The organism is Streptococcus sp. HMSC065H07, assembly GCF_001837325.1.
Classification (GTDB): Bacteria; Bacillota; Bacilli; order Lactobacillales; family Streptococcaceae; genus Streptococcus; species Streptococcus salivarius_H.
Genome location: NZ_KV832042.1, coordinates 40828 through 60933 on the forward strand (window position 1 = coordinate 40828; position 20106 = coordinate 60933).

The following is a 20106-nucleotide window of genomic DNA, read 5'->3' on the forward strand; positions in this document are numbered from 1 at the left end:
AACAGTTCCTTTGGGAGCTGTTTTTTGTTACAATAAAAACTATGACAAATCCAATTTTAAAAGACGGAGAACGCATTGACCAGCTCTTCTCCACAGATGTGAAAATCATTCAAAATAAGGAGGTCTTCAGCTACTCTATTGATAGCGTCCTCCTCTCTCGGTTTCCAAAAATTCCAAAGAAGGGATTAATTGTCGACCTCTGTTCGGGAAATGGTGCCGTTGGCCTCTTTGCCAGCACACGCACTGAGGCACCGATTACCTTGGTTGAGTTGCAAGAACGCCTGGCTGATATGGCCAAGCGTTCCGTAACTCTTAATCAACTAGAGAATCAAGTGACTGTTGTCAATGACGACCTAAAAAATTTGCTTGACCATGCCCCACGATCTCAGGTGGACCTTATCCTCTGTAACCCTCCCTACTTTAAGGCGACAGAAACGTCTAAGAAAAATCTGTCAGAGCACTACCTCTTGGCACGCCACGAAATTACGACCAATTTAGAAGAAATTTTCCAAGTCGCTCGTCATGCCCTCAAATCTAATGGACGCATTGCTATGGTACATCGCCCTGACCGCTTTTTGGATATCATTGACACCATGCGCCAGTACAATCTAGCACCTAAACGCATCCAGTTTATCTACCCTAAGATGGGACGTGAGGCTAACATGCTCCTAATTGAAGCCATTAAAGACGGCTCGACAGATGGCTTGAAAATCCTTCCACCTCTCTTTGTGCACAAGGAAAATGGTGACTATACCGACGAAATCTTTGAGATTTACTTTGGAAAAAAGGCTAAAGGTGAGTCCTAAACGATGACAGAAAAGGATAGCAAGGCCTACATGTATGTGGTTGAGTGTGCTGATGGCACCCTCTATACAGGCTACACCACAGACGTCGAACGCCGCCTCAAAACCCATAACTCAGGCAGGGGTGCTAAGTATACCAGAGCTCGCCTACCAGTTAAACTCCTCTACTCAGAAGCCTTCGCTAGCAAGCCTGAAGCCATGAGCGCAGAAGCACTCTTTAAGAAAAAAAGCCGAGAGAAAAAACTAGCCTATATCAAAGAACACACGGAAAAATAACCGTGTGTTTTATTAATTTATATTTTTTGCATGTTTACTATTATCTTTAATTGCATTATAAATAGATGAACCTCTCCTAACATAATATTGGGAGTAGTTTTCGTCATCTTTACTTAATTTTTCAAAATTATCTATTTCCAAAATTCCACGATAATATTTTCCAAAATATTTACCTCTATTAATTGCAAGTGTTTCCCTATTAATATTTTTAACTTCACCTCGATAATAAAAGGAATCATCCTCTACTTTTATTTTTTCGTTCTCGTTAATACTATATTTGTAACTCAAATTCTTTCTGATTATCACTCTAACATAATATCCATCAATACTAGAATGATATTTCTCAAAATAAAGTGATACACTGAACAATAATCCTAAAACTACCAATAATGGAAATACACTCCTAAAGGGTCTTCCTAATTTCTGATAACCTCCACTTAACGACAAAGTTGAAATTTCTTCTAATAGTTTATTCTCTTTTGTAACATAATAGTCATTTTCAATTTGTATTACATCAAATGAATGCTTTAGAACATTATCTAATTCTACTTCTTCCTTAACATTATCATCCAATATCACAGTCATTAGAGATGTCTCTCGCTCTTCGACTAAGAAATAATCTCCACTCAGAATTTTGAATCCTTTTCTCTCTCTAACAACTCTTTTATAATTACCATAAATTGGTTTTAATTCTCGAGAATAAATCCTAGCTATTATCCAATAATAAATCTTATCTTCGTATTCTATAATAATAGCGTATAAATATAAGAGAATTATTATTTTGATTGAACCATTCATCAGAATATTTACTATTTCAGGGATAGGAGTACTTCTAACGAATAAATTATAACATTTAAATCCTATTATCAATTCAGATGATAAAAGGCCAAAATAGATGCATGCAACAGTAAATAAATATTTAATCTTTTTTTCTAAAATTCTATAATCGTCAATTTCAATTCCCTTATAATTCACTAAAACCTTATCATAAAAATTGATACCAATAGTAATAAGTAGAAAGGCAAGAAATGCCCATGTGATAATTCCCTTCTGAACTCCTATTGAGGATAATAATAACAATGGAAGAGCTATAAAAGTATATAATACAAATGGTGAGACTTTAAACATAAATAAAGGCATCTCCAAAGCAAAGAAGAATATGAAAATCATAGGCAACATTGAGAGAAATTGACTCTTATCAAAAATATTTCCTAATATTGAATAATTCAATGTTAGGCTCTTATTGTTAATCATATTCTCTAATATGAAAGCAAGCACTTCGAAATATGTTATCAAAAGAGTGATGATTAATACTTTGTTAGCTATATTTACTAATTTATCTGAATTAAATTGATGTTTTAACCCGCCATAATCCACACCAATTCTAAAACCAAAGATTGTAATAAATAATGCTAGTTGAGATAATTTTAATGCGCTAATAAAAAATGTAAGAAAAAAGTATCTAAGTGTACTAACTTTAGTATAAAATAAATTATTATCTATAGAAAAAGATAAAAGTAAGAAACATCCCTCAAGTAAAAACATTATATATTGTGGATACCTAATCCACCTAAAAAATTTTTCAATCATCCGAAAATACATCCTATACCTCATATTTATAATTTTTCCTAATTTAAAATGAATATTCTCTCAGAATTTCATTACATGCAAGTATAACAAAAAACACTCTATTTTCATAGAGCATTTTCATTGTTTATTTATCACCCTTGTTACGGATAACAAAGCCGTTTTTCTTTTCGCTTGAGGTACGGTGTGGGCGTTTGTTGCCATGGTTTTCGAAGTCACGGCTATTCTTCTTAGACTTGCGTTTGAAGTCACGACGTCCGCCGCCGTCTCGGTCATCGCGGTTACGGTCACCACGGTATCCACCACGACGGTTGTTATCGCGACCGCGGTTGCCACGGCCACCTTTACCGCCTTTACCACCAAAGCCACCACCTGATGGTTTGAATGGCAATGGTTTTTCACGCGCAATTTCCACTTCTGGCATTGTCTCTGGATCTTGAACGGTCAAGCTCAAGATGTAAAGCGCCAATTCTTCAGGTGTGAATTCTTGAGCCAATTTAACCGCATCGCCCTTGAACTTGTCAAAGTTAGAACGGATAGCTTCATCCGCAAAGTCACGTTCGATTTTCTTAAGGGCAACTTTCTTCTTAGCCTGGAAAGCTTCTTGAGCTGTTGGTGGCTTAAGACCTTTCATGCGTTTCTTAGTCAAGTTTTCGATGATTCCCAAGTAACCCATTTCGTTTGGAGCAACGAAAGTAATCGATTGACCTGATTGGCCTGCACGTCCTGTACGTCCAATACGGTGAACGTAGCTTTCTGGATCTTGTGGAATATCATAGTTGTAGACATGAGTAACACCGGAAATGTCAAGACCACGCGCCGCAACGTCTGTCGCAACTAAAATATCGATTTGGTCGTTCTTGAAGTCACGGATAACACGAAGACGTTTGTTTTGGTCAAGGTCACCGTGGATACCTTCTGCACGGAAACCACGAAGTTTCAAACCACGTGTCAACTCGTCCACACGACGTTTGGTACGTCCAAAGACGATTGACAATTCAGGTTGGTCAACATCCATAAGACGAGTCATGGTATCGAACTTCTCTTGTTCCTTCACTCGGATAAAGTATTGGTCAACGTTAACATTGGTCAATTCTTTAGCCTTGATTTTCACATGCTCAGGATCTTTCATGAACTGAACGCCAATACGTTTGATAGCATCAGGCATAGTTGCTGAGAAGAGAAGGGTTTGACGTTCTTCTGGTACTCGGCTAATGATAGCTTCAATGTCTTCAAGGAAGCCCATGTTAAGCATTTCATCAGCTTCATCCAAAATCAAAGTCTCGATATTATTGAGTTTAAGAGCCTTACGTTTGATAAGGTCAAGGAGACGACCTGGTGTCCCTACTACAATGTGGGCACCTGAACGGAGGGCCTTGATTTGTTTCTCAATGCTAGAGCCACCGTAGACTGAGCGAACCTTAACGCCCTTATCACGGCCAAAACGGAAAAGCTCTTCTTGAGATTGCACTGCCAACTCACGTGTTGGGGCAATCACAAGGGCTTGGATTGTATTTTCTTCTGTACGAATTTTATCTAGGGTAGGCAAACCAAAGGCAGCTGTTTTACCAGTACCAGTTTGGGCCTGACCGATAACATCCTTACCTTCAAGAGCGAGTGGAATCGTCAACTCTTGGATAGGTGATGGCTTTTCAAAACCGGCAGCTACAACAGCTGATTGGATGTCTTCTGATAGGTTTAAATCTGTAAATTTCAAAGTATTCTTCTTTCTATTTGAAGGCGGTGCGAAGCCACCTTATGAGACTTGGTTGTGTAGTATGTTAACTACCTGTATTTAATAGTCGTTTATTTTAACAACTTATCTAGTCTATCATATTTAAGAATAAAAAGACAGTGAATAACGTTTTAAAACCGCCTCCAATTTGAGAAGACGGTTTCACTCACTAATTATTATTTATGGACCAACCAACGCAAGTAGCGGGCCAAGACCAAACAAAGAATCGCACTACCGATAATGATGAAAATCCAGGCTGGACTGACAGTCATAAACGGTAGAGGAACATTCATCCCAAAGAAACCGGTAATAACGGCAAGCACTCCCAAGAGTACCTCAATAATGGTCAGATTGCTCAAGTTGTTGTTCAGATTGTTGTTTAGGATATTATTATAAGAACCTGATAGTTGCTGTAAGACCTTAGAAATGAGGTCCGTCATGGCTACTAACTGTCTAGCTTCAATCATAGCATCATCAAACTGTTCTTTTTCGACCTCATTGAGACGACGATAAATGGCGTGCCCCTTGATGTGTTCCAAAAGAAGACGATTTTGTGTAGCGGCAGCTACCAAATAGACCATGCCTGTTTCCAAATCTGAAAGGTCGTAAAGATTCTTACTCGTCGTTGTCTGCCTTAGGCGTCGACTAACCTCATCTTTTTGCTGATCCAAGCGTTCAATAACGGGATAATAGGCATTTGAAATCATCTCAAGGCCTGCAAAGAGCAATTTGTAGATAGACAAATCCTCATGGTTATCCACATAATCTTGCATCTTGCTTATCACATAAGCGTTATCCTCGTTACTAATGGTCACCAAACGTGTATCTTGAACAATAAAGGTCAGAGGAATGGTTTCATAGTGTTCCTTGTCCTTTTCAAGCGCCAGAACATTATAGATAAAGGTGATTGTCCCAGTCTCACGGTTGTAATCCATGTGGGCTCGTTCATTTTTATCCAAGGCATACTCTATGGTTTCTTGGTCAATATCATACTTGGTATAAAGGTAGGATTGCTCAGAAATAATATCTGAGTCAATATTAATCCAGTGACGCTTATAACCCAGTTCTTTTTCAATAAACATTTTTCTTCCTCATTACTCTAGCACTGCTGCTGCCAAAGCTTGTTGGATTTCAAAAACATTATTATCGCTCTTAAATTGAAGCACTTCTGCAGGCTCAAGTGCTGATGAAATCCAAATCTTAAGTTCAGCATCTAGGTCAAAGTGCCCCGAACTTTCTACAGTAAAACGAGAAATCGAGTGATAAGGGATAGACTTGTAAGAGGTTTTCTTCCCTGTGACACCTTGTTTATCGACTAAAATCAAGCGCTTCTCTGTAAAGACAATCAAGTCACGAACAAGGACATAGGCTAACTCCACCTGTTCACCTGGAATTAAGATGCCCTCCAATTGGCGCTCAACCTTATCATTATCTTTTTTAGATGCATTGCCAAGCAGTCCTGAAAAAAGTCCCATAGTTATTTCTCCTTTTTTATTGTAAAGATAATCCTTGCTTTAACTATACCACAATTTTAGGATTTCAGATACTTGCAGAAATGGGTTTCTGGTAGTACAATTAAGGAGTCACAAGAGGAGCAATTGCTGAGAATGGCTAGCTTGAATTTTTTTCAAGACTTGCCTAAACTCTTACCACCTGATCAGGTTAGGACCTGCGTAGGGATGTGTCTCAAAATAGATTGAAATAGAAGAACTTCTATGACAACGTTTTGATGTGGCAAAAATAGCCAATCAAGACGATTGGTATAGGAGGTTTTTTTATGTCGAAAACAAGTATTCGACCAATGATTGAGGTTGCCCTTTTTGCAACCATTGCTTACATTCTCGACTTGGTTACTCAACCCATGTCCCTAGGCCCTTGGATTTCCCTTTCCTTTAAGATGGTGCCCATCTTTCTCCTCAGTTTTCGCTGGGGCTTAAAAGCTGGTGCTATGGGAGGTCTTATCTGGGGGCTACTTCAAGTTGTTACAGGGCAAGCCGCCGGTGGTTGGCTGACCTTGACACAAGGTTTTCTGGAGTACTTTGTCGCCTTTAGTCTGATTGGTATTAGTGGTGTGGTCAAACCAGCCCTTGATAAAGCCATTAAACAAGACAATAAAGTCAAGTCTCTGATGCTTATCACTTGGGGGATTCTGCTTGGTAGCTTTGCTCGTTACCTCATTCACTTTATAGCCGGTGTCATCTTTTGGGGAAGCTATGCCCCTAAGGGACAAAGCCCTTATCTCTATTCACTCATTGTCAATAGCTCATCTTTCCTAGGAGAAACATTGGCAAGCCTTATTGTTTTCTTCGCCCTGCAACGATTCCTAGGCAGATTACTCAATACAGAAAAATAAAAGAAACCATAGGACAGTCTTAATTGACAGTCCTATGGTTTTTTGTGTGTTTATAAAAAACAGCAATCATTGCCTATTCACAGTAATAACCTCACTTTTGTTTTCCTGTATTTTATGTTAAGATACAAAAAAATAGATATTCCCATATATGCAAACTGGAGGCTTCCATGAAAAAATTTGGAGCAATTTTTAAAAAATTTCGTAAATCAAGAGGGATACGGTTAAAAGATGTCGCAAAAGCTGGTATCTCGACATCTCAACTGTCTCGTTTTGAAAAAGGACAGACAGACTTAACCATTACAAAGTTTATGTTAATATTAGACGAGATTAATATGCCCATTGACGAATTCATGTATGCTGTCCATGATTTTCATCGTGATGATCTGAATGAGCTATTGTCAAAAATTCGACTTTTTGTATCAACTCATGATATCGATGGATTAAAGAAGTTACTTAATTCTCAATTAGAATCAGAACCTAAACGAGAGAAGTTTCATCACATTAATACTATTTTATTAAAAATTCGCTTGCAGGATTTATCGGGAGAAAGCTATTATACACAGCAAGACCTAACCGATTTAACCGATTATCTATTTAGTGTCGAGTACTGGGGGTATTATGAATTATTGATTTTTGCAAATACCTTAGATGTGTTGAACCATGAGACTCTTATGGTTTTGGCAAAGGAGATGTCTAGAAGGTCTGATTTTTACAAAGAGATTCCTAATAATCGACGCATGATATCAACCATGTTATTAAATGTTTATATTACATGCATAGAAAGAGAAGAACTCATTGATGCACGGTATTTTGAAAAACAATTAAACCAATGCTTTTTTATCGAGACTGAAATTTATGAACGATTGGTTTTTCAATATGCACAAAATTATTATCAATATAAAAAAGAAGGAAATAATCAGTCCATTATCGAAATGAAAAAATATATTGGGGCCATGAAATTGGCAGGGAGCGAGCATATTGCAAAGACTTATGAAACACATTTGAAAAAATTGATAGAGGAAAATAGTTAGAAAGCATATATGGGAATTTATTAAATAAGATTATTATTCTTGTAAAATTATTTTGTTTAATAAATATGTGAATCCAATTTCATTTCCAGATTTGGTAACCGGTATGGAGAAACGATATGTCTAAATCCTTTCTGAAATTACTTCTCTCTCAATTATTTGCTAATTTAGCTGACATTTTCCTCAGGGTATCTCTCATCGCAAACATCTACGTCATTACAAAATCCGTTATTGCGACCTCAATGGTTCCCATTCTAATCGGATTGTCAGCTTTCGTGGCAAGCCTTTTAGTGCCATTGGTGACTAAAAAACTAGCCCTAAATAGTGTGCTTTCATTCACTCAATGTGGAAAGACTTTTCTATTAGCAATACTCCTTGTAATGCTCTTTAAGGCTCAATTTGTTCCAGCCTTAGGAATGTATATCTTTGTTGTCGCTATTTCTATCTTAGATGGCTTTGCGTCGCCCGTATCTTTTGCCATGATTCCTAGATATGCCACAAATTTGGGAAAGGCAAATGCTGCCTTATCAATGAGTGGTGAGGGAGTGCAATTGATTGGTTGGGGACTAGGAGGACTCCTTTACGCTTCGGTTGGCCTATTTTCTACAATGTTGATAGTCCTATTTCTTTATCTTCTTTCTACTTCTGTGATGCTCTTTCTCCCACAGGCTAAAATAGAGCAGTTAGAGGCGGAGACTAATCTGGATACTCTAGTAAAAGGATGGAAGTTAGTTGCAAAAAATCCTAAATTAAAGTTATTTGTCCAAGCAAATTTATTAGAGGACTTCTCCAATACAATCTGGGTGTCATCTGTAATCCTTGTTTTTGTAACCGAGGTGTTAAAACAAACTGAAAGTTACTGGGGCTACTCAAATACAGCCTATTCCCTTGGTATCATTTTAGGTGGAATAATTGTCTACAAACTATCCGAAAAGTTTTTAGTTCATAAGTGGAAAAGTATTCTCTTTCCACTCTTAGCAATGGCGACCATCACAGCCAGTATCCTCTTTTTCTCAAACACACAAACATTTTTAATTTTCTCAAGTTTAATCGGCTTCTTTTCTCAGTTAAAAGAAGTCCCTGAAAGTGTCTTTCTTCAAGAAACTGTGGATGAAAATCAGTTAGTACATGTTTATTCTGTATTTGAAGTCATTTCAACCCTTGCTTTCTCAGTTTTCGTCTTTCTGATGAGTTCTATTACTGAAAGTTTTGGAATTACAACAAGTTTCTGGCTATCAACAATTTGCATACTTTTGGAAGCTGGCTTGATTTATCATAATCGTGATTATCTAAAGTAATTTATCATAGCTATACTTGATAACTATTAGGTTTATAAAAAATATAGGACTATCTGATTAGATAGTCCTATATTTTGTGTTGTTTTAGAGACGTAGCGTAGATATCATTATTAAGATATTACGACACGAAGTCAGACGAATCGATATTATTCGTCTGACGTAGTTAGTGAGACGGCTAGCTAGCCACAAGATAGTGGCTAGCGTCAAAAGATGAACGATTTATAATCGTCATCTTTTGCGCCGTATTACATCTTCTCTTCCAATGTTACATCTGGATATTTATCCGCAAACCAACGGAGGGCAAAGTCATTTTCAAAGAGGAAGACTGGTTGATCAAAGCGGTCTTTGGCCAAGATATTTCGGCTTGATGACATGCGTTCATCGAGGTCCTCAGGTTGAATCCAACGCACAGTCTTTTTACCCATTGGTGTCATAACGACTTCGGCATTGTATTCATTTTCCATACGGTGTTTGAAAACTTCAAACTGAAGTTGACCAACGGCACCAAGCATATATTCACCTGTTTGGTAATTGGTGTAGAGCTGGATGGCTCCTTCTTGCACCAATTGTTCAATTCCTTTATGGAAGGACTTCTGCTTCATGACGTTTTTAGCAGAAACTTTCATGAACAACTCGGGCGTAAAGGTTGGTAGGGGCTCAAATTCAAATTTGTTTTTACCTACAGTAAGGGTATCACCAACCTGGTAAGTTCCTGTATCGTAAACCCCGATAATATCTCCAGCAACGGCATTTTCGACATTTTCACGGGATTCAGCCATAAACTGAGTGACGTTAGAGAGCTTAGCTCCTTTACCAGTACGTGTTAGATTAACACTCATACCACGCTCGAATTCACCAGACACGATACGAACAAAGGCAATACGGTCACGGTGACGTGGGTCCATGTTAGCTTGGATTTTGAAAACAAAACCAGAGAAATCCTTGTTGAGAGGATCAATCTCATCGCCATCCACTGTCTTGTGACCATGTGGTTCTGGTGCAAATTTGAGGAAGGTATCGAGGAAGGTTTGAACCCCAAAGTTAGTAAGGGCAGAACCGAAGAAGACCGGTGTCAATTCACCAGCTAAAATAGCTTCCTCAGAGAATTCATTACCCGCTTCTGTCAAGAGTTCAATATCTTCTTTAGCTTGCTCATAGAATGGGTTGTTGGCAAAAAGAGTATCACCATCTTCAATCTTGGCAAAGCGCTCGTCACCTTTGTAAAGCTCCAAGCGTTCGTTATAGAGGTCGTAAAGTCCTTCGAAGGCTTTACCCATACCGATAGGCCAGTTCATTGGGTAGCTGGCAATACCAAGCACTTCTTCCAACTCTTCCAGGAGGTCAAGTGGTTCACGTCCATCACGGTCCAATTTGTTCATGAAGGTGAAGACAGGAATCCCACGGTGTTTAACAACTTCGAAAAGTTTTTTGGTTTGGGCCTCGATACCTTTAGCTGAGTCAACAACCATGACGGCAGCATCAACCGCCATAAGGGTACGGTAGGTATCTTCTGAGAAGTCCTCGTGCCCTGGGGTATCAAGGATATTGACACGTTTGCCAGCATAGTCAAACTGCATCACAGATGAAGTTACTGAGATACCACGTTGTTTCTCAATATCCATCCAGTCTGATTTGGCAAAATTTCCGGTTTTCTTACCTTTTACGGTACCAGCTTCACGGATTTCACCCCCAAAGTAAAGCAATTGTTCAGTAATTGTTGTTTTACCAGCATCGGGGTGAGAGATGATGGCAAAAGTACGGCGTTTTTTGATTTCGTCTTGGATACTCATAATTTTCTTTCTTCTTTAAAAATAATCTTTTTGATACTTTTCCTTAGCGGTATCGGACGTCAGTAGCTTCCTTAAAAATTGCAAAATGTCTATGCTCCATAGCTACTGAGTTTTACCAGATTGAAAAGTAAGATAGTTGTAGCACTTCTTTCAGAAAATTTCTGTCTTTTGAAAGCTACATTTGTTGTCGAGGCTTGCGATAATTCTCGCAGGCACAGCACTTTTATTATATCCAAATTACAGTGTGAAAGCAATTCTGAAAGCGTTTTGTGTTAGAATAAAACTAGAATAAAACAAATAAATTGACAAAGCACGCTATCAACTTTCTGATAGCGTGTTTCTTCATTTATTTAATATTTCTCTTCAAAATGCTCCAGACCTTTTTTCATGATTATCATGAGAATAATCAGAGACCCTGAAACAGCAAGGTATTTGACAAATAAGGGAGCTCCCATAATAAATGGTGTGTGTTTAAGCATGCCATAGTTTCCACCAATAGTCTGATTAACTATTACCAAAGCTAGATTCAGTAATAAGGTGGCCACGACAATCAGCCGCTTACTGATTGGATGAGTTTTATAACTATTAAAAATTACATTCAGGCTATTGACCAGTAGGGCATAGTGGCCAATTAGGAAAGAAAAGCCTGTGATATGAGGAAACTCATAGGGATCAAATACTGGATAAATCAATGCACAGTAAGTCCCGACAACTCCCATAATAGCGAAATAGCTCTTTATTCTACTATTTTTCAGGAGGAGAACAGCAAACATGGCCATGCGACAATGGTAAAGGGGCAGACTAATATAAAGAGGAAAGCCCTGCCAGAGGTACCAAGTATAGAGGGCAAAGAGTTGAATGGCTTGGATAGTGAGAAAGGTCCAACGCCATATCTTATTCTTATACCAACGCCAACTCAAGTAACTCAAAAACACCATTGCCAAGAGCATAAGTAAATAATAGGGCAAAGGTATCTGAGGTGGATGAGTTTGGGTGGTTGTCAAAAAATTCTTCATTCTCTTCTCCTGCTGAAATTACTATGCCTGCTATTATATCAAATTTCAGGGTAAAGCAAAAACCTGCTTTAGAGAGCAGGTTAGAGAACTTAATTCTTAGCTTGTAATTCTTCCACGACCTTGGCTAGGTTCATAGAGTTAGAGCCCTTGAGCAAGATTTGATCGTACTCGCCTAGGCTTTCTTTGATTTGCTTAACCATAGCGTCAAATTGGTCTTCATCAGCTGTCTTCTTGAAATAATAAACATGACCAAGAGGGAACATTTGGCTAGCAAGTTGCGACAATTCTGCAATATCCTCACCGTAGAAAATCACCGTATCAATAGCATCTGGTGTCAGACTTAGTATCATCTGCGTGTGAAGTTGCACAGACTGTTCACCGAGTTCTTTCATATCAGCTAGGACAGCAATTTTCTTGCCTCCTTCATTCTTAGGAATGGCTGAGAAGGTCTCCAAAATGAGCTTCATAGCTGTTGGATTAGCATTGTAGACGTCGGAAAGAATATCAGCACCATTGGCTGCTTTTTTCCATTCGGTACGGTTCTTTGTCAGCTGCAAGTTAGCAAGAGCTGAGAGGATATTTTCCTCAGTTACACCCAAGTGTTTAGCGACATAGGCAGCAACCATGGCATTTGTGGCATTGTATTTTCCAGTGACTGGCAAAGTAACTTGTCCGTCTAGGAAGTTTGTTGAGAAGGTGAGGTGGTCTTTGAACTCTGTCAACTCAGAGACCGTAAGCTCCGCACCATCCCCAAAGCGTACCACTTCAAGATTGCTTGGCAAGAATGGATCGACGATAGGATCACTAGGTACAAGCAAGAGGCTACCATCAGGCATACCGTCTTGCATTTGCATTTTACCTTGAGCAATCTTGTCACGGCTACCAAAGAATTCCAAATGAGCCTCTCCGATTAAGGTAACAACAGCTGTTTTTGGTTTCGCCAAGGTTGACAAGAGGTGAATGTCTCCCATGTGGTCTTGCCCCATCTCAAGGACGATTTTCTCCGTATCGTCAGGCATGTGTAGGGCAGTATAAGGAAGACCAATCTCATTGTTGTAATTACCTTGGGTCTTGTAAGTACGATAGGTTGTGGCCAAGATATCATGAATCATGTCCTTGGTCGTTGTCTTACCGTTAGAACCAGTCACCGCAACAACGTCAACACCAGTCTTTTCAAGATAGTAGGCAGCCAGTTTTTGGAAGGCTTCAAGAGCATCATCAACTAGGATATAGGCTTGATCAGCTGATAATTCTTTTTCTGTGAATGTCGCTAGAGCACCATTTTCAAAGGCTGTTTGGATAAAATCATGTCCATCACGCGCACCTTTGAGCGGCAAAAAGAGGTCGCCCGCTATAATCTTACGGCTATCAAACTCAATCTGGTTAATGGCAACATCTTCATAGGCTGTGACATCATTTTTAGCGCCAACAACCTTGGCAATTTCATGGAGTGTCAGTTTCATCTTAAAATCCTCTGTTTTATTTTTACAAGTCTGGCAAGAAATAAGATTTTCTTGCCCGCAATCACTCCCAATTATATCACAAATCAGGCTAGCTTTTGCTTGGGAGATGAATTTGTTACAATGGTTGATGAAAGGATTAGGCATGACAAAGAAAAAATTAATCAACCTCTCTAAAGGAGAGGAAAATATAAATAGCGACTGCCAAAGTATTGAAGAACCCAAAGGATGGCGCTTTGATTGGAGAAAGATAATCCCACTAGAGCCAACATCTGAATTGATTATCTTAGTGCTGCTAGCACTGCTGTATGGTGGTTTTTATTATTACAAGCACTATACGGTCAATGAAAGCAATATCTACGGACTTTGGCAATCCGAAAACCACACGCTAGCCATTTCCTATGAACACATCCGTAGACATGGTGATACGAATTGGCAAGTCGTCCAGGATGGCAAAACGATAATCAATGTTGCAGATACTCGTACTATCAAAAAAATGAATGACGGAACACTCCATATTGAGGTCTATGCTCCAGAAAATATCCTCTCAAAACTTCCTCAAAAAGGCGGTTACAATTACTTGGAAATGTATGTACGAAAAGGGAATCTCCTAACTTATGATGGCGAGTCCTACAAGCGTATCAATTCTGGAAACAAGACTATTACTTGGAAAGATGGTTCTACTAGCCCTTATGGTGAACGGAAAGCCAACCTATCTACAATTGTTCAAACTATCTATCGTGGAATTCTGGGACTGGGCTTCTTTCTTGTTATTTTAGAGGCTCGGCAAAAGAGGAGAGAAAAACTCAATGAGACACCAAACAAACAGAAAATACGCTGACCGAAAGAAACGCAATCGAAAGTATCAGTCACAAAAAGCATATCGAAAAGAACAAAAACGTAAAACGGGATGGCGAGCACGCTGGGATAAATTTACAGACCGTTTAGCCAACATTTTTGGGATAGGTTTCCTAATCCTCTTACCTATACTCATTATTTATGGTATTTTCTTTGATGATGGGGTTTCTAAAGATGGTATCTACGGTCTGTGGCAATCTGAAAATCATCAGCTTGCCATATCATATGAAGATGGTTCAAAGGGAAGTAAGCGTGATTGGGATATTGTTCAAGATGGAAATATCCTCATTAAAGATGCACGCGTTGATGATATTAAACGCTTAGAGGATGGGACCCTCTACATTGAAGTTTATGCCAAGGAAAGTCTGTTTTCAGACCTTCCCACAAAGAACGGCTACAACTATTTAAATATGTATGTCCGTAAAGACAATTACCTGACCTATGATGGCGAATCCTACAAACGGATTGATGATGAAGACAAGAGCATTACCTGGAAAGATGGTTCAAAATCCCTTTATGGTCAACGAATAACCTTGTTTGATCGTCTGGAACCTTATATCATATTTGGATTTATTGGTTCTATGATTTTGTATGCCATTTTTGTCGATTGGAGAATAAAAAGAAATCTAAAAAGGAAAAATAGGCTAAATGAGGCATCTACTAAAGAGAAAATACGCTGACCGACAGAAAATTAATATAAGTGACCATTCACAAAATGAATATCGAAGAACACAAAAGTATAAAACTGGATGGCGAGCACGTTGGGGTAAATTCAAAGACCGTTTAGTCAAGATTTTGAGTATTTGTTTTCTAATCATGGTACCTATAGTCAACATCTATATTAGATTCTTTTATGATGGTATCAGTGAAAATAGTATCTACGGGCTATGGCAGTCTGAAAACCACAAGCTTGCTATTTCCTATAACGAAGGAGGAAGAAGTCGTAAGTACGATTGGGAGATTGTACAAGATGGAAAACTTCTTATCAAAAATGCTCGAACTCAGAAAATTAAAGGTCTTAAAGATGGAACCATCTACATTGAAGTTTACGCCAAGGAAAGTCTGGTCTCAGACCTTCCCACAAAGAACGGCTATAACTATTTGAATATGTCTGTACGGAAGGATCATTATTTGACTTATAATGATGAGTCCTACAAAAGGATTGATGATAGGGACAAAACCATTACTTGGAAAGATGGCTCTACCTCGGTCTATGGTGAACGCAAAACTTTTTTTGATTATATTGACGCTTTTCTTTTTTGGGGAATGGTGGGAGCCGCTTTCTTGTCAACTATTGTCATTGGGTGGAGAAACATAAAAAGCAAAAAGGTGAGAAAAAAATCACCCTAAAACAAAACAACCACTCCTGCTTCTAGCTAGACTAGATATAAGCAGGAGTGGTTGTTTTATTCTTGTTAAGCAAGACTTCCCCTTAGAGAGGAATTAGTCTTATTTCACTTCGCCACCTTCAACCACGAGGTCATCAGCTTTAGCTGCATCACCGTAAGTTGGGTGAAGTGTTTTTTCATAATCTTTGTGGAAGAAATTCTCTTCGCCAAGTTTCTTAATGTCTTTATTGATAAAGTCAAGGAGTTCTTTGTTACCTTTTTGAACGGCTGGGGCAATCGTATCTGGGTTACCAAGCGATGTGATTCCAACTTCGTAACCTTTATTTTCTAGAGCCCAAGCAAGAACTTCTGTATTATCTGTTGAGAAGGCATCGCCACGACCATCAAGGAGGGCTTGGTAAGCGTCGCTATATTGGTCATACTTTTGCAATTTGATATTTGGGTAGTTCTTTTCAAAGTAAGTTTCAGCAGTTGTTCCCTTAGTAACAATCAAAGTCTTACCTTCAAGCTCTTTAACGTCCTTAATGACCTTGTCTTTAGGTGACACCACACCGATTGAGACTTTCATATAAGGAAGAGCGAAGTCCACTTGTTTCTTACGTTCATCAGTTACTGTAAAGTTAGCAAGGGTAATATCTACCTTGTTTGAAATCAAGAATTCTGCACGGTTGGCCGCATCTACTGAAACGTATTTAGGTTTAACACCCAAATCTTTGGCCAAACGGTTACCAAGTTCAATATCGTAACCTTGGTAAGCACCCTTGTTATCTACATAACCGAAAGGTTTCTTGTCCGCAAAGACGGCGATACGGAGTTCACCACTCTTCTTAATTTCTTCGATGGTACGTGCTTTGGCTGTTGATTTACCAGAGCTACTGTTACTTGAGCAAGCAGTCACTGCCACCAAGGCAAAGACGAGGGCTAATAGGGCAAAAATTTTCTTTGTTAATTTCATAAATATCTCCTAAAATATTATATTTTTACTAAAAACAATGGGTTACAAATAGGCACCAAACTGGCTGAAGTCAAACACATTGAGGAACTCTTGAGCTCGCTGTGTCTTTGGATGATTGAAAAATTCTTCAGCAGTACCTTCCTCAGCGATGACACCCTTATCCATAAAGATAATACGGTCAGCGATGGCACGCGCAAACTGAAGCTCATGGGTTACAATCAACATGGTGCGCCCTTCTTGAGCGAGGTCATTGATTAGTTCCAGGACCTCACGAACCATCTCAGGGTCAAGCGACGCCGTCACTTCATCAAAGAGGATAACTTCAGGATGCATGAGAAGAGAACGGACAATGGCTACACGCTGCTTTTGACCACCAGACAGTTGTCGTGCGAAGCTATGTTTCTTGTCAAGAAGTCCCACACGATCCAAAAGTTTCTCAGCCTCGGCTATGACTTCTTCCTTGTTACGTCCTTGAGCTTTGACTGGCCCCAAAATCAGATTTTGCAGGATGTCCAAATGCGGGAAGAGGTCATAACTTTGAAAGACCATTCCGATTTTCTGACGAATCAGGTGAAAATCCTTCTTGCTACCAGTGATAGACTTGCCATCCAGGAGAATATCGCCTCCTTGGATGGTCTCTAAGCCATTGATACAACGTAGCAAGGTCGATTTCCCACAACCTGAGGAACCCAGGATAACAACGACTTCACCTTGTTTAACATCCAAGGAGATGCCTTTGAGAATCTGATTGTCCCCAAAGGACTTTTTCAAATCCTTGATTTGTAAAATGCTTTCTGTCATCTTAATTCCTCCAACGATTTTCAAGATAAGTAGACAGCTTAGATACTGGGTAACAAATGGCAAAATAAAGAATCAAAATCGTGCCATAAATCCAGAAAGAAGCTGTTGGAATAGTCAGGCGGTTACTGTCGATAATCTGCTGACCAACCTTGGTCACCTCTACTACGCCAATCAAAACCACCAAGGACGTAGTTTTAATCATACGTGTCACCAGGTTAATAGCCTGAGGCAACAAGCGACGCAAGACTTGCGGAATAATCACATAGGTATAGAGTTGGCCATTGGTCAAGCCAAGGGCCCTTCCGCTCTCAAACTGGTGTCTAGGTAGCGACGTGATTGACCCACGCACCAAATCACCCATCTCAGCCGTTCCCCAAAGGGTAAAGACGATAATAGCCGATAGCTCGCCTGAGATATTGATGTTAAAATTCCTAGCCAGACCAAAATAAACAATAAAGAGCAAGACTAACTGGGGCATGATACGAATAAATTCCAGATAAATACGTGACAAAAAACGTACAATCTTAGATTTCGAAGTCATGACAATTCCAAAAAGGGTTCCTAGTAAAAGGGACAGAAGCACCGAAACGATGGAAATTCCAATAGTTACGCCTAAACCTTGTAAGATACGTAGGAAATTATTCCCCTGAAGAAGAACCTGAAAGCCCGAATCCTGCATAGCGTAACCTCCTTTCAATCCAACTAAAGACTAGAGAAATCGGCAGCAACATCAAGAGATAAGCCACCACCAACATACCTAGAGCCACATCGGTTTCGTAGTAAAGACCAATCAAATCCTTGGCCACATACATCAAATCCGCCAAGGCTACAGCTGAGAATACTGACGTTTCCTTGATAAGGAAGATGACGTTAGCACTAAATGACGGCAACGCCACAGCCACTGCCTGAGGAAGGACCACATAGCGAAAGACTTGGAACGGCGTCAAACCAATAGACAAGCCCACTTCATGCTGGGTCTGACTAACGGCCTCTAGACCACTTCGGAAGGACTCCGCCATATAGGAACCACCCAAGAAAATCAAACCTACCACAGCACAAGCCTCTGAGGATAGAACCAAACCTATACGAGGCAAGCCAAAGTAGAGAAAGAAGAGCTGAATCAAGAGCGGCGTATTACGAGATAGCTCAATATAAGTCGTCGAGAGCTGACTCAAAACAGGCACTCGGTAATGACGAATAACACTCACCACCAAGCCCAAAAGGAAGGAACCAAGAATCCCCAGAACGGCAATATGTAAGGTTAAAAAGAATGCCTTCTGATAAAAGGGCAAATACTGTTGAACAATGGACCAGTCCAAAACTTACCTCCTCATTTAAGATACAAAAGGCGTGTAAAATTCCGTGAGCATTCACTGCCATCTACTTCTAGCCCTTTGATTTCACTCGCCTCTGATAATCATTGCGATACGCAAATCTTCATCAAACACGAATGAATTGCTCTATTTCATTTGAAACGTTAGACTTATTCTACCACCTGTTAGATTATTTGGATAATATGTATTTTTTATCAGCGTGATAAAGAAACGATATAAATAAAATCTAGATTTCTGTAAAGAAAAAAACACCTCAGTCTCAGAGATTTCTCCGAGACTAAGATGTCTGTCATCTAAATCATAGTGCTTAAATCAAATGGCTTTCACGTTTGTCGAACATTTCTTGTCCCAAGGCTACCAATTCCTTGATAAGGTCTGAATAAGAAAGTCCCATATTTTCCCAAAGAAGTGGGTACATTGACCATTGGGTGAAACCTGGCATAGTGTTGAGCTCATTAAGGTAGATGGCTCCATCCTCGGTCAGGAAGAAATCACAGCGGGCAAGACCGCAACCACCTAGGGCACGGAAGGCCTTAGCCGCATAGGCACGCATTTGCGTCATGACTTCTGCAGGCACGTGAGCTGGGATGTCCATGGTAATCTTATTGTCAATGTACTTGGCTTGATAGTCATAGAAAGCCACATCTTTGACTACTTCACCTGGATCAGTCGTTTTGACATTTGTATTGCCAAGGATACCAACCTCGATTTCACGGGCAACCACACCTTGCTCAATCAAGATACGGCTATCATATTTGAGAGCCAAATCAATCGCTGCACGAAGCTCTGTTTCATTTTCAGCTTTAGAAATCCCAACAGATGACCCCATGTTAGCAGGTTTGACAAACACTGGGAAGGTCAATTTTTCAAGCGTCTCAGCTACTGCCGCTTCCAAATCTTCACCCTCGATGAAAACTGTGTAGGCAACCTGAGGGACACCTGCAACTTCAAGAATATGCTTGGTCATAATCTTGTCCATAGCCACACTTGATGACAATACATTAGTACCAACGTATGGCAACTTGAGGGTTTCGAGGAAACCTTGGATAGAACCATCCTCACCCATAGGACCATGAAGTACAGGGAATACCACAGCGCCTTCCTCATAAATATCGCTTGGTTTGATTGCCTGACTAGCCACTACTGTGTCATTAGTCATGAGCTTCTCGTCATCACCTGGTGTTTCTGTAAATTCTTGTGTTTTGATAAAATCACCAGACTGAGTGATAAAGTAGGTTTTAACCTCAAATGCGCTGTAATCCACCGCACGCATAACACTCTCAGCTGAGAGCACAGACACTTCACGTTCTGCTGAACGTCCACCGTAGAGAAGGATAAGGGTTTGTTTAGACATAGGTATACCGTTTTCTTTTCTTGATTTTCTAGTCTCAATTTTGAGAACATAATTACCTTAATCATATCACAAAAGAGAGGGATTTTCAAAAAGATTATGGGCAGAAAAA

General features: G+C 39.5%; 20 protein-coding genes and 1 riboswitch. Of the genes, 8 read left to right on the forward strand and 12 right to left on the reverse strand.

The features are described 5' to 3' along the window. Positions 1-41 precede the first annotated feature (41 nt). Positions 42-806, forward strand: coding sequence for a tRNA1(Val) (adenine(37)-N6)-methyltransferase (locus HMPREF2637_RS08290; RefSeq protein WP_037602802.1), 765 nt, complete (start codon positions 42-44; stop codon positions 804-806). Positions 807-809: 3 nt separating this feature from the next. Next, on the forward strand, positions 810-1079 hold the full coding sequence (locus HMPREF2637_RS08295; protein ID WP_037602798.1) for a GIY-YIG nuclease family protein: 270 nt from the start codon (positions 810-812) through the stop codon (positions 1077-1079). 12 nt (positions 1080-1091) lie between these two features. On the opposite strand, the gene HMPREF2637_RS08300 is transcribed toward HMPREF2637_RS08295, so the two are convergent. The 4 genes from HMPREF2637_RS08300 to HMPREF2637_RS08315 all read right to left on the reverse strand — a co-directional run bounded on the left by HMPREF2637_RS08300 (position 1092) and on the right by HMPREF2637_RS08315 (position 5876). Then, a complete protein-coding gene (locus HMPREF2637_RS08300) occupies positions 1092-2669 on the reverse strand; it encodes a hypothetical protein (protein ID WP_141760032.1) in 1578 nt (525 codons plus the stop codon). A gap of 124 nt (positions 2670-2793) precedes the next feature. After that, entirely contained in the window at positions 2794-4383 is a 1590-nt protein-coding gene (locus tag HMPREF2637_RS08305) for a degradosome RNA helicase CshA (protein ID WP_037602793.1), read from the reverse strand. 194 nt (positions 4384-4577) lie between these two features. Continuing rightward, on the reverse strand, positions 4578-5483 hold the full coding sequence (locus HMPREF2637_RS08310) for a magnesium transporter CorA family protein (RefSeq protein WP_037602792.1): 906 nt from the start codon (positions 5481-5483) through the stop codon (positions 4578-4580). Positions 5484-5495: 12 nt separating this feature from the next. Further along, the gene (locus HMPREF2637_RS08315; RefSeq protein WP_021152428.1) at positions 5496-5876 is read right to left on the reverse strand and encodes a PH domain-containing protein; all 381 of its coding nucleotides are present in this window, start codon (positions 5874-5876) and stop codon (positions 5496-5498) included. Between the two features lie 103 nt (positions 5877-5979). Next, a riboswitch (TPP riboswitch) is annotated at positions 5980-6098 on the forward strand. An 80-nt stretch (positions 6099-6178) separates the two neighbouring features. Between HMPREF2637_RS08315 and thiT the strand changes: the two genes are divergently transcribed. The 3 genes from thiT to HMPREF2637_RS08330 all read left to right on the forward strand — a co-directional run bounded on the left by thiT (position 6179) and on the right by HMPREF2637_RS08330 (position 9080). Beyond that, complete coding sequence (thiT, locus tag HMPREF2637_RS08320) at positions 6179-6754, forward strand: energy-coupled thiamine transporter ThiT (RefSeq protein ID WP_037599205.1); 576 nt, start codon at positions 6179-6181, stop codon at positions 6752-6754. 167 nt (positions 6755-6921) lie between these two features. Then, positions 6922-7785, forward strand: coding sequence for a helix-turn-helix domain-containing protein (locus tag HMPREF2637_RS08325; RefSeq protein ID WP_002891575.1), 864 nt, complete (start codon positions 6922-6924; stop codon positions 7783-7785). Between the two features lie 116 nt (positions 7786-7901). Continuing rightward, complete coding sequence (locus HMPREF2637_RS08330) at positions 7902-9080, forward strand: ryptide export MFS transporter (RefSeq protein ID WP_002891576.1); 1179 nt, start codon at positions 7902-7904, stop codon at positions 9078-9080. A gap of 245 nt (positions 9081-9325) precedes the next feature. On the opposite strand, the gene HMPREF2637_RS08335 is transcribed toward HMPREF2637_RS08330, so the two are convergent. The 3 genes from HMPREF2637_RS08335 to murF all read right to left on the reverse strand — a co-directional run bounded on the left by HMPREF2637_RS08335 (position 9326) and on the right by murF (position 13349). Further along, positions 9326-10870, reverse strand: coding sequence for a peptide chain release factor 3 (locus HMPREF2637_RS08335; RefSeq protein WP_002884210.1), 1545 nt, complete (start codon positions 10868-10870; stop codon positions 9326-9328). A gap of 350 nt (positions 10871-11220) precedes the next feature. Beyond that, positions 11221-11886, reverse strand: coding sequence for a YwaF family protein (locus tag HMPREF2637_RS08340; RefSeq protein ID WP_070839930.1), 666 nt, complete (start codon positions 11884-11886; stop codon positions 11221-11223). Between the two features lie 89 nt (positions 11887-11975). Further along, positions 11976-13349, reverse strand: coding sequence for a UDP-N-acetylmuramoyl-tripeptide--D-alanyl-D-alanine ligase (gene murF, locus HMPREF2637_RS08345; protein WP_070839933.1), 1374 nt, complete (start codon positions 13347-13349; stop codon positions 11976-11978). Positions 13350-13491: 142 nt separating this feature from the next. Between murF and HMPREF2637_RS08350 the strand changes: the two genes are divergently transcribed. The 3 genes from HMPREF2637_RS08350 to HMPREF2637_RS08360 are packed head-to-tail and all read left to right on the forward strand — an operon-like array spanning position 13492 to position 15554. Continuing rightward, positions 13492-14187 carry a hypothetical protein gene (locus HMPREF2637_RS08350; protein WP_083320409.1) on the forward strand — a complete coding sequence of 232 codons (696 nt, stop codon included), beginning with the start codon at positions 13492-13494 and terminating at the stop codon, positions 14185-14187. Further along, positions 14156-14884: a hypothetical protein gene (locus HMPREF2637_RS08355; RefSeq protein ID WP_070839936.1), complete on the forward strand. Its 729-nt coding sequence runs from the start codon at positions 14156-14158 to the stop codon at positions 14882-14884. Before HMPREF2637_RS08350 ends, HMPREF2637_RS08355 begins: the two co-directional genes overlap by 32 nt. Then, positions 14853-15554: a hypothetical protein gene (locus HMPREF2637_RS08360; protein WP_002891582.1), complete on the forward strand. Its 702-nt coding sequence runs from the start codon at positions 14853-14855 to the stop codon at positions 15552-15554. Before HMPREF2637_RS08355 ends, HMPREF2637_RS08360 begins: the two co-directional genes overlap by 32 nt. A gap of 99 nt (positions 15555-15653) precedes the next feature. On the opposite strand, the gene HMPREF2637_RS08365 is transcribed toward HMPREF2637_RS08360, so the two are convergent. The 5 genes from HMPREF2637_RS08365 to HMPREF2637_RS08385 all read right to left on the reverse strand — a co-directional run bounded on the left by HMPREF2637_RS08365 (position 15654) and on the right by HMPREF2637_RS08385 (position 19997). Beyond that, entirely contained in the window at positions 15654-16508 is an 855-nt protein-coding gene (locus HMPREF2637_RS08365) for a cysteine ABC transporter substrate-binding protein (RefSeq protein WP_002891583.1), read from the reverse strand. 42 nt (positions 16509-16550) lie between these two features. Next, complete coding sequence (locus HMPREF2637_RS08370; RefSeq protein ID WP_037599210.1) at positions 16551-17309, reverse strand: amino acid ABC transporter ATP-binding protein; 759 nt, start codon at positions 17307-17309, stop codon at positions 16551-16553. A 1-nt stretch (position 17310) separates the two neighbouring features. Next, positions 17311-17988 carry an amino acid ABC transporter permease gene (locus tag HMPREF2637_RS08375; protein ID WP_002891585.1) on the reverse strand — a complete coding sequence of 226 codons (678 nt, stop codon included), beginning with the start codon at positions 17986-17988 and terminating at the stop codon, positions 17311-17313. Next, a complete protein-coding gene (locus HMPREF2637_RS08380; protein ID WP_064524228.1) occupies positions 17948-18628 on the reverse strand; it encodes an amino acid ABC transporter permease in 681 nt (226 codons plus the stop codon). The genes HMPREF2637_RS08375 and HMPREF2637_RS08380 overlap by 41 nt, the downstream gene beginning before the upstream one ends. A 322-nt stretch (positions 18629-18950) precedes the next feature. Beyond that, entirely contained in the window at positions 18951-19997 is a 1047-nt protein-coding gene (locus HMPREF2637_RS08385; protein WP_064524230.1) for a D-alanine--D-alanine ligase, read from the reverse strand. Between the last annotated feature and the right edge of the window lie 109 nt (positions 19998-20106).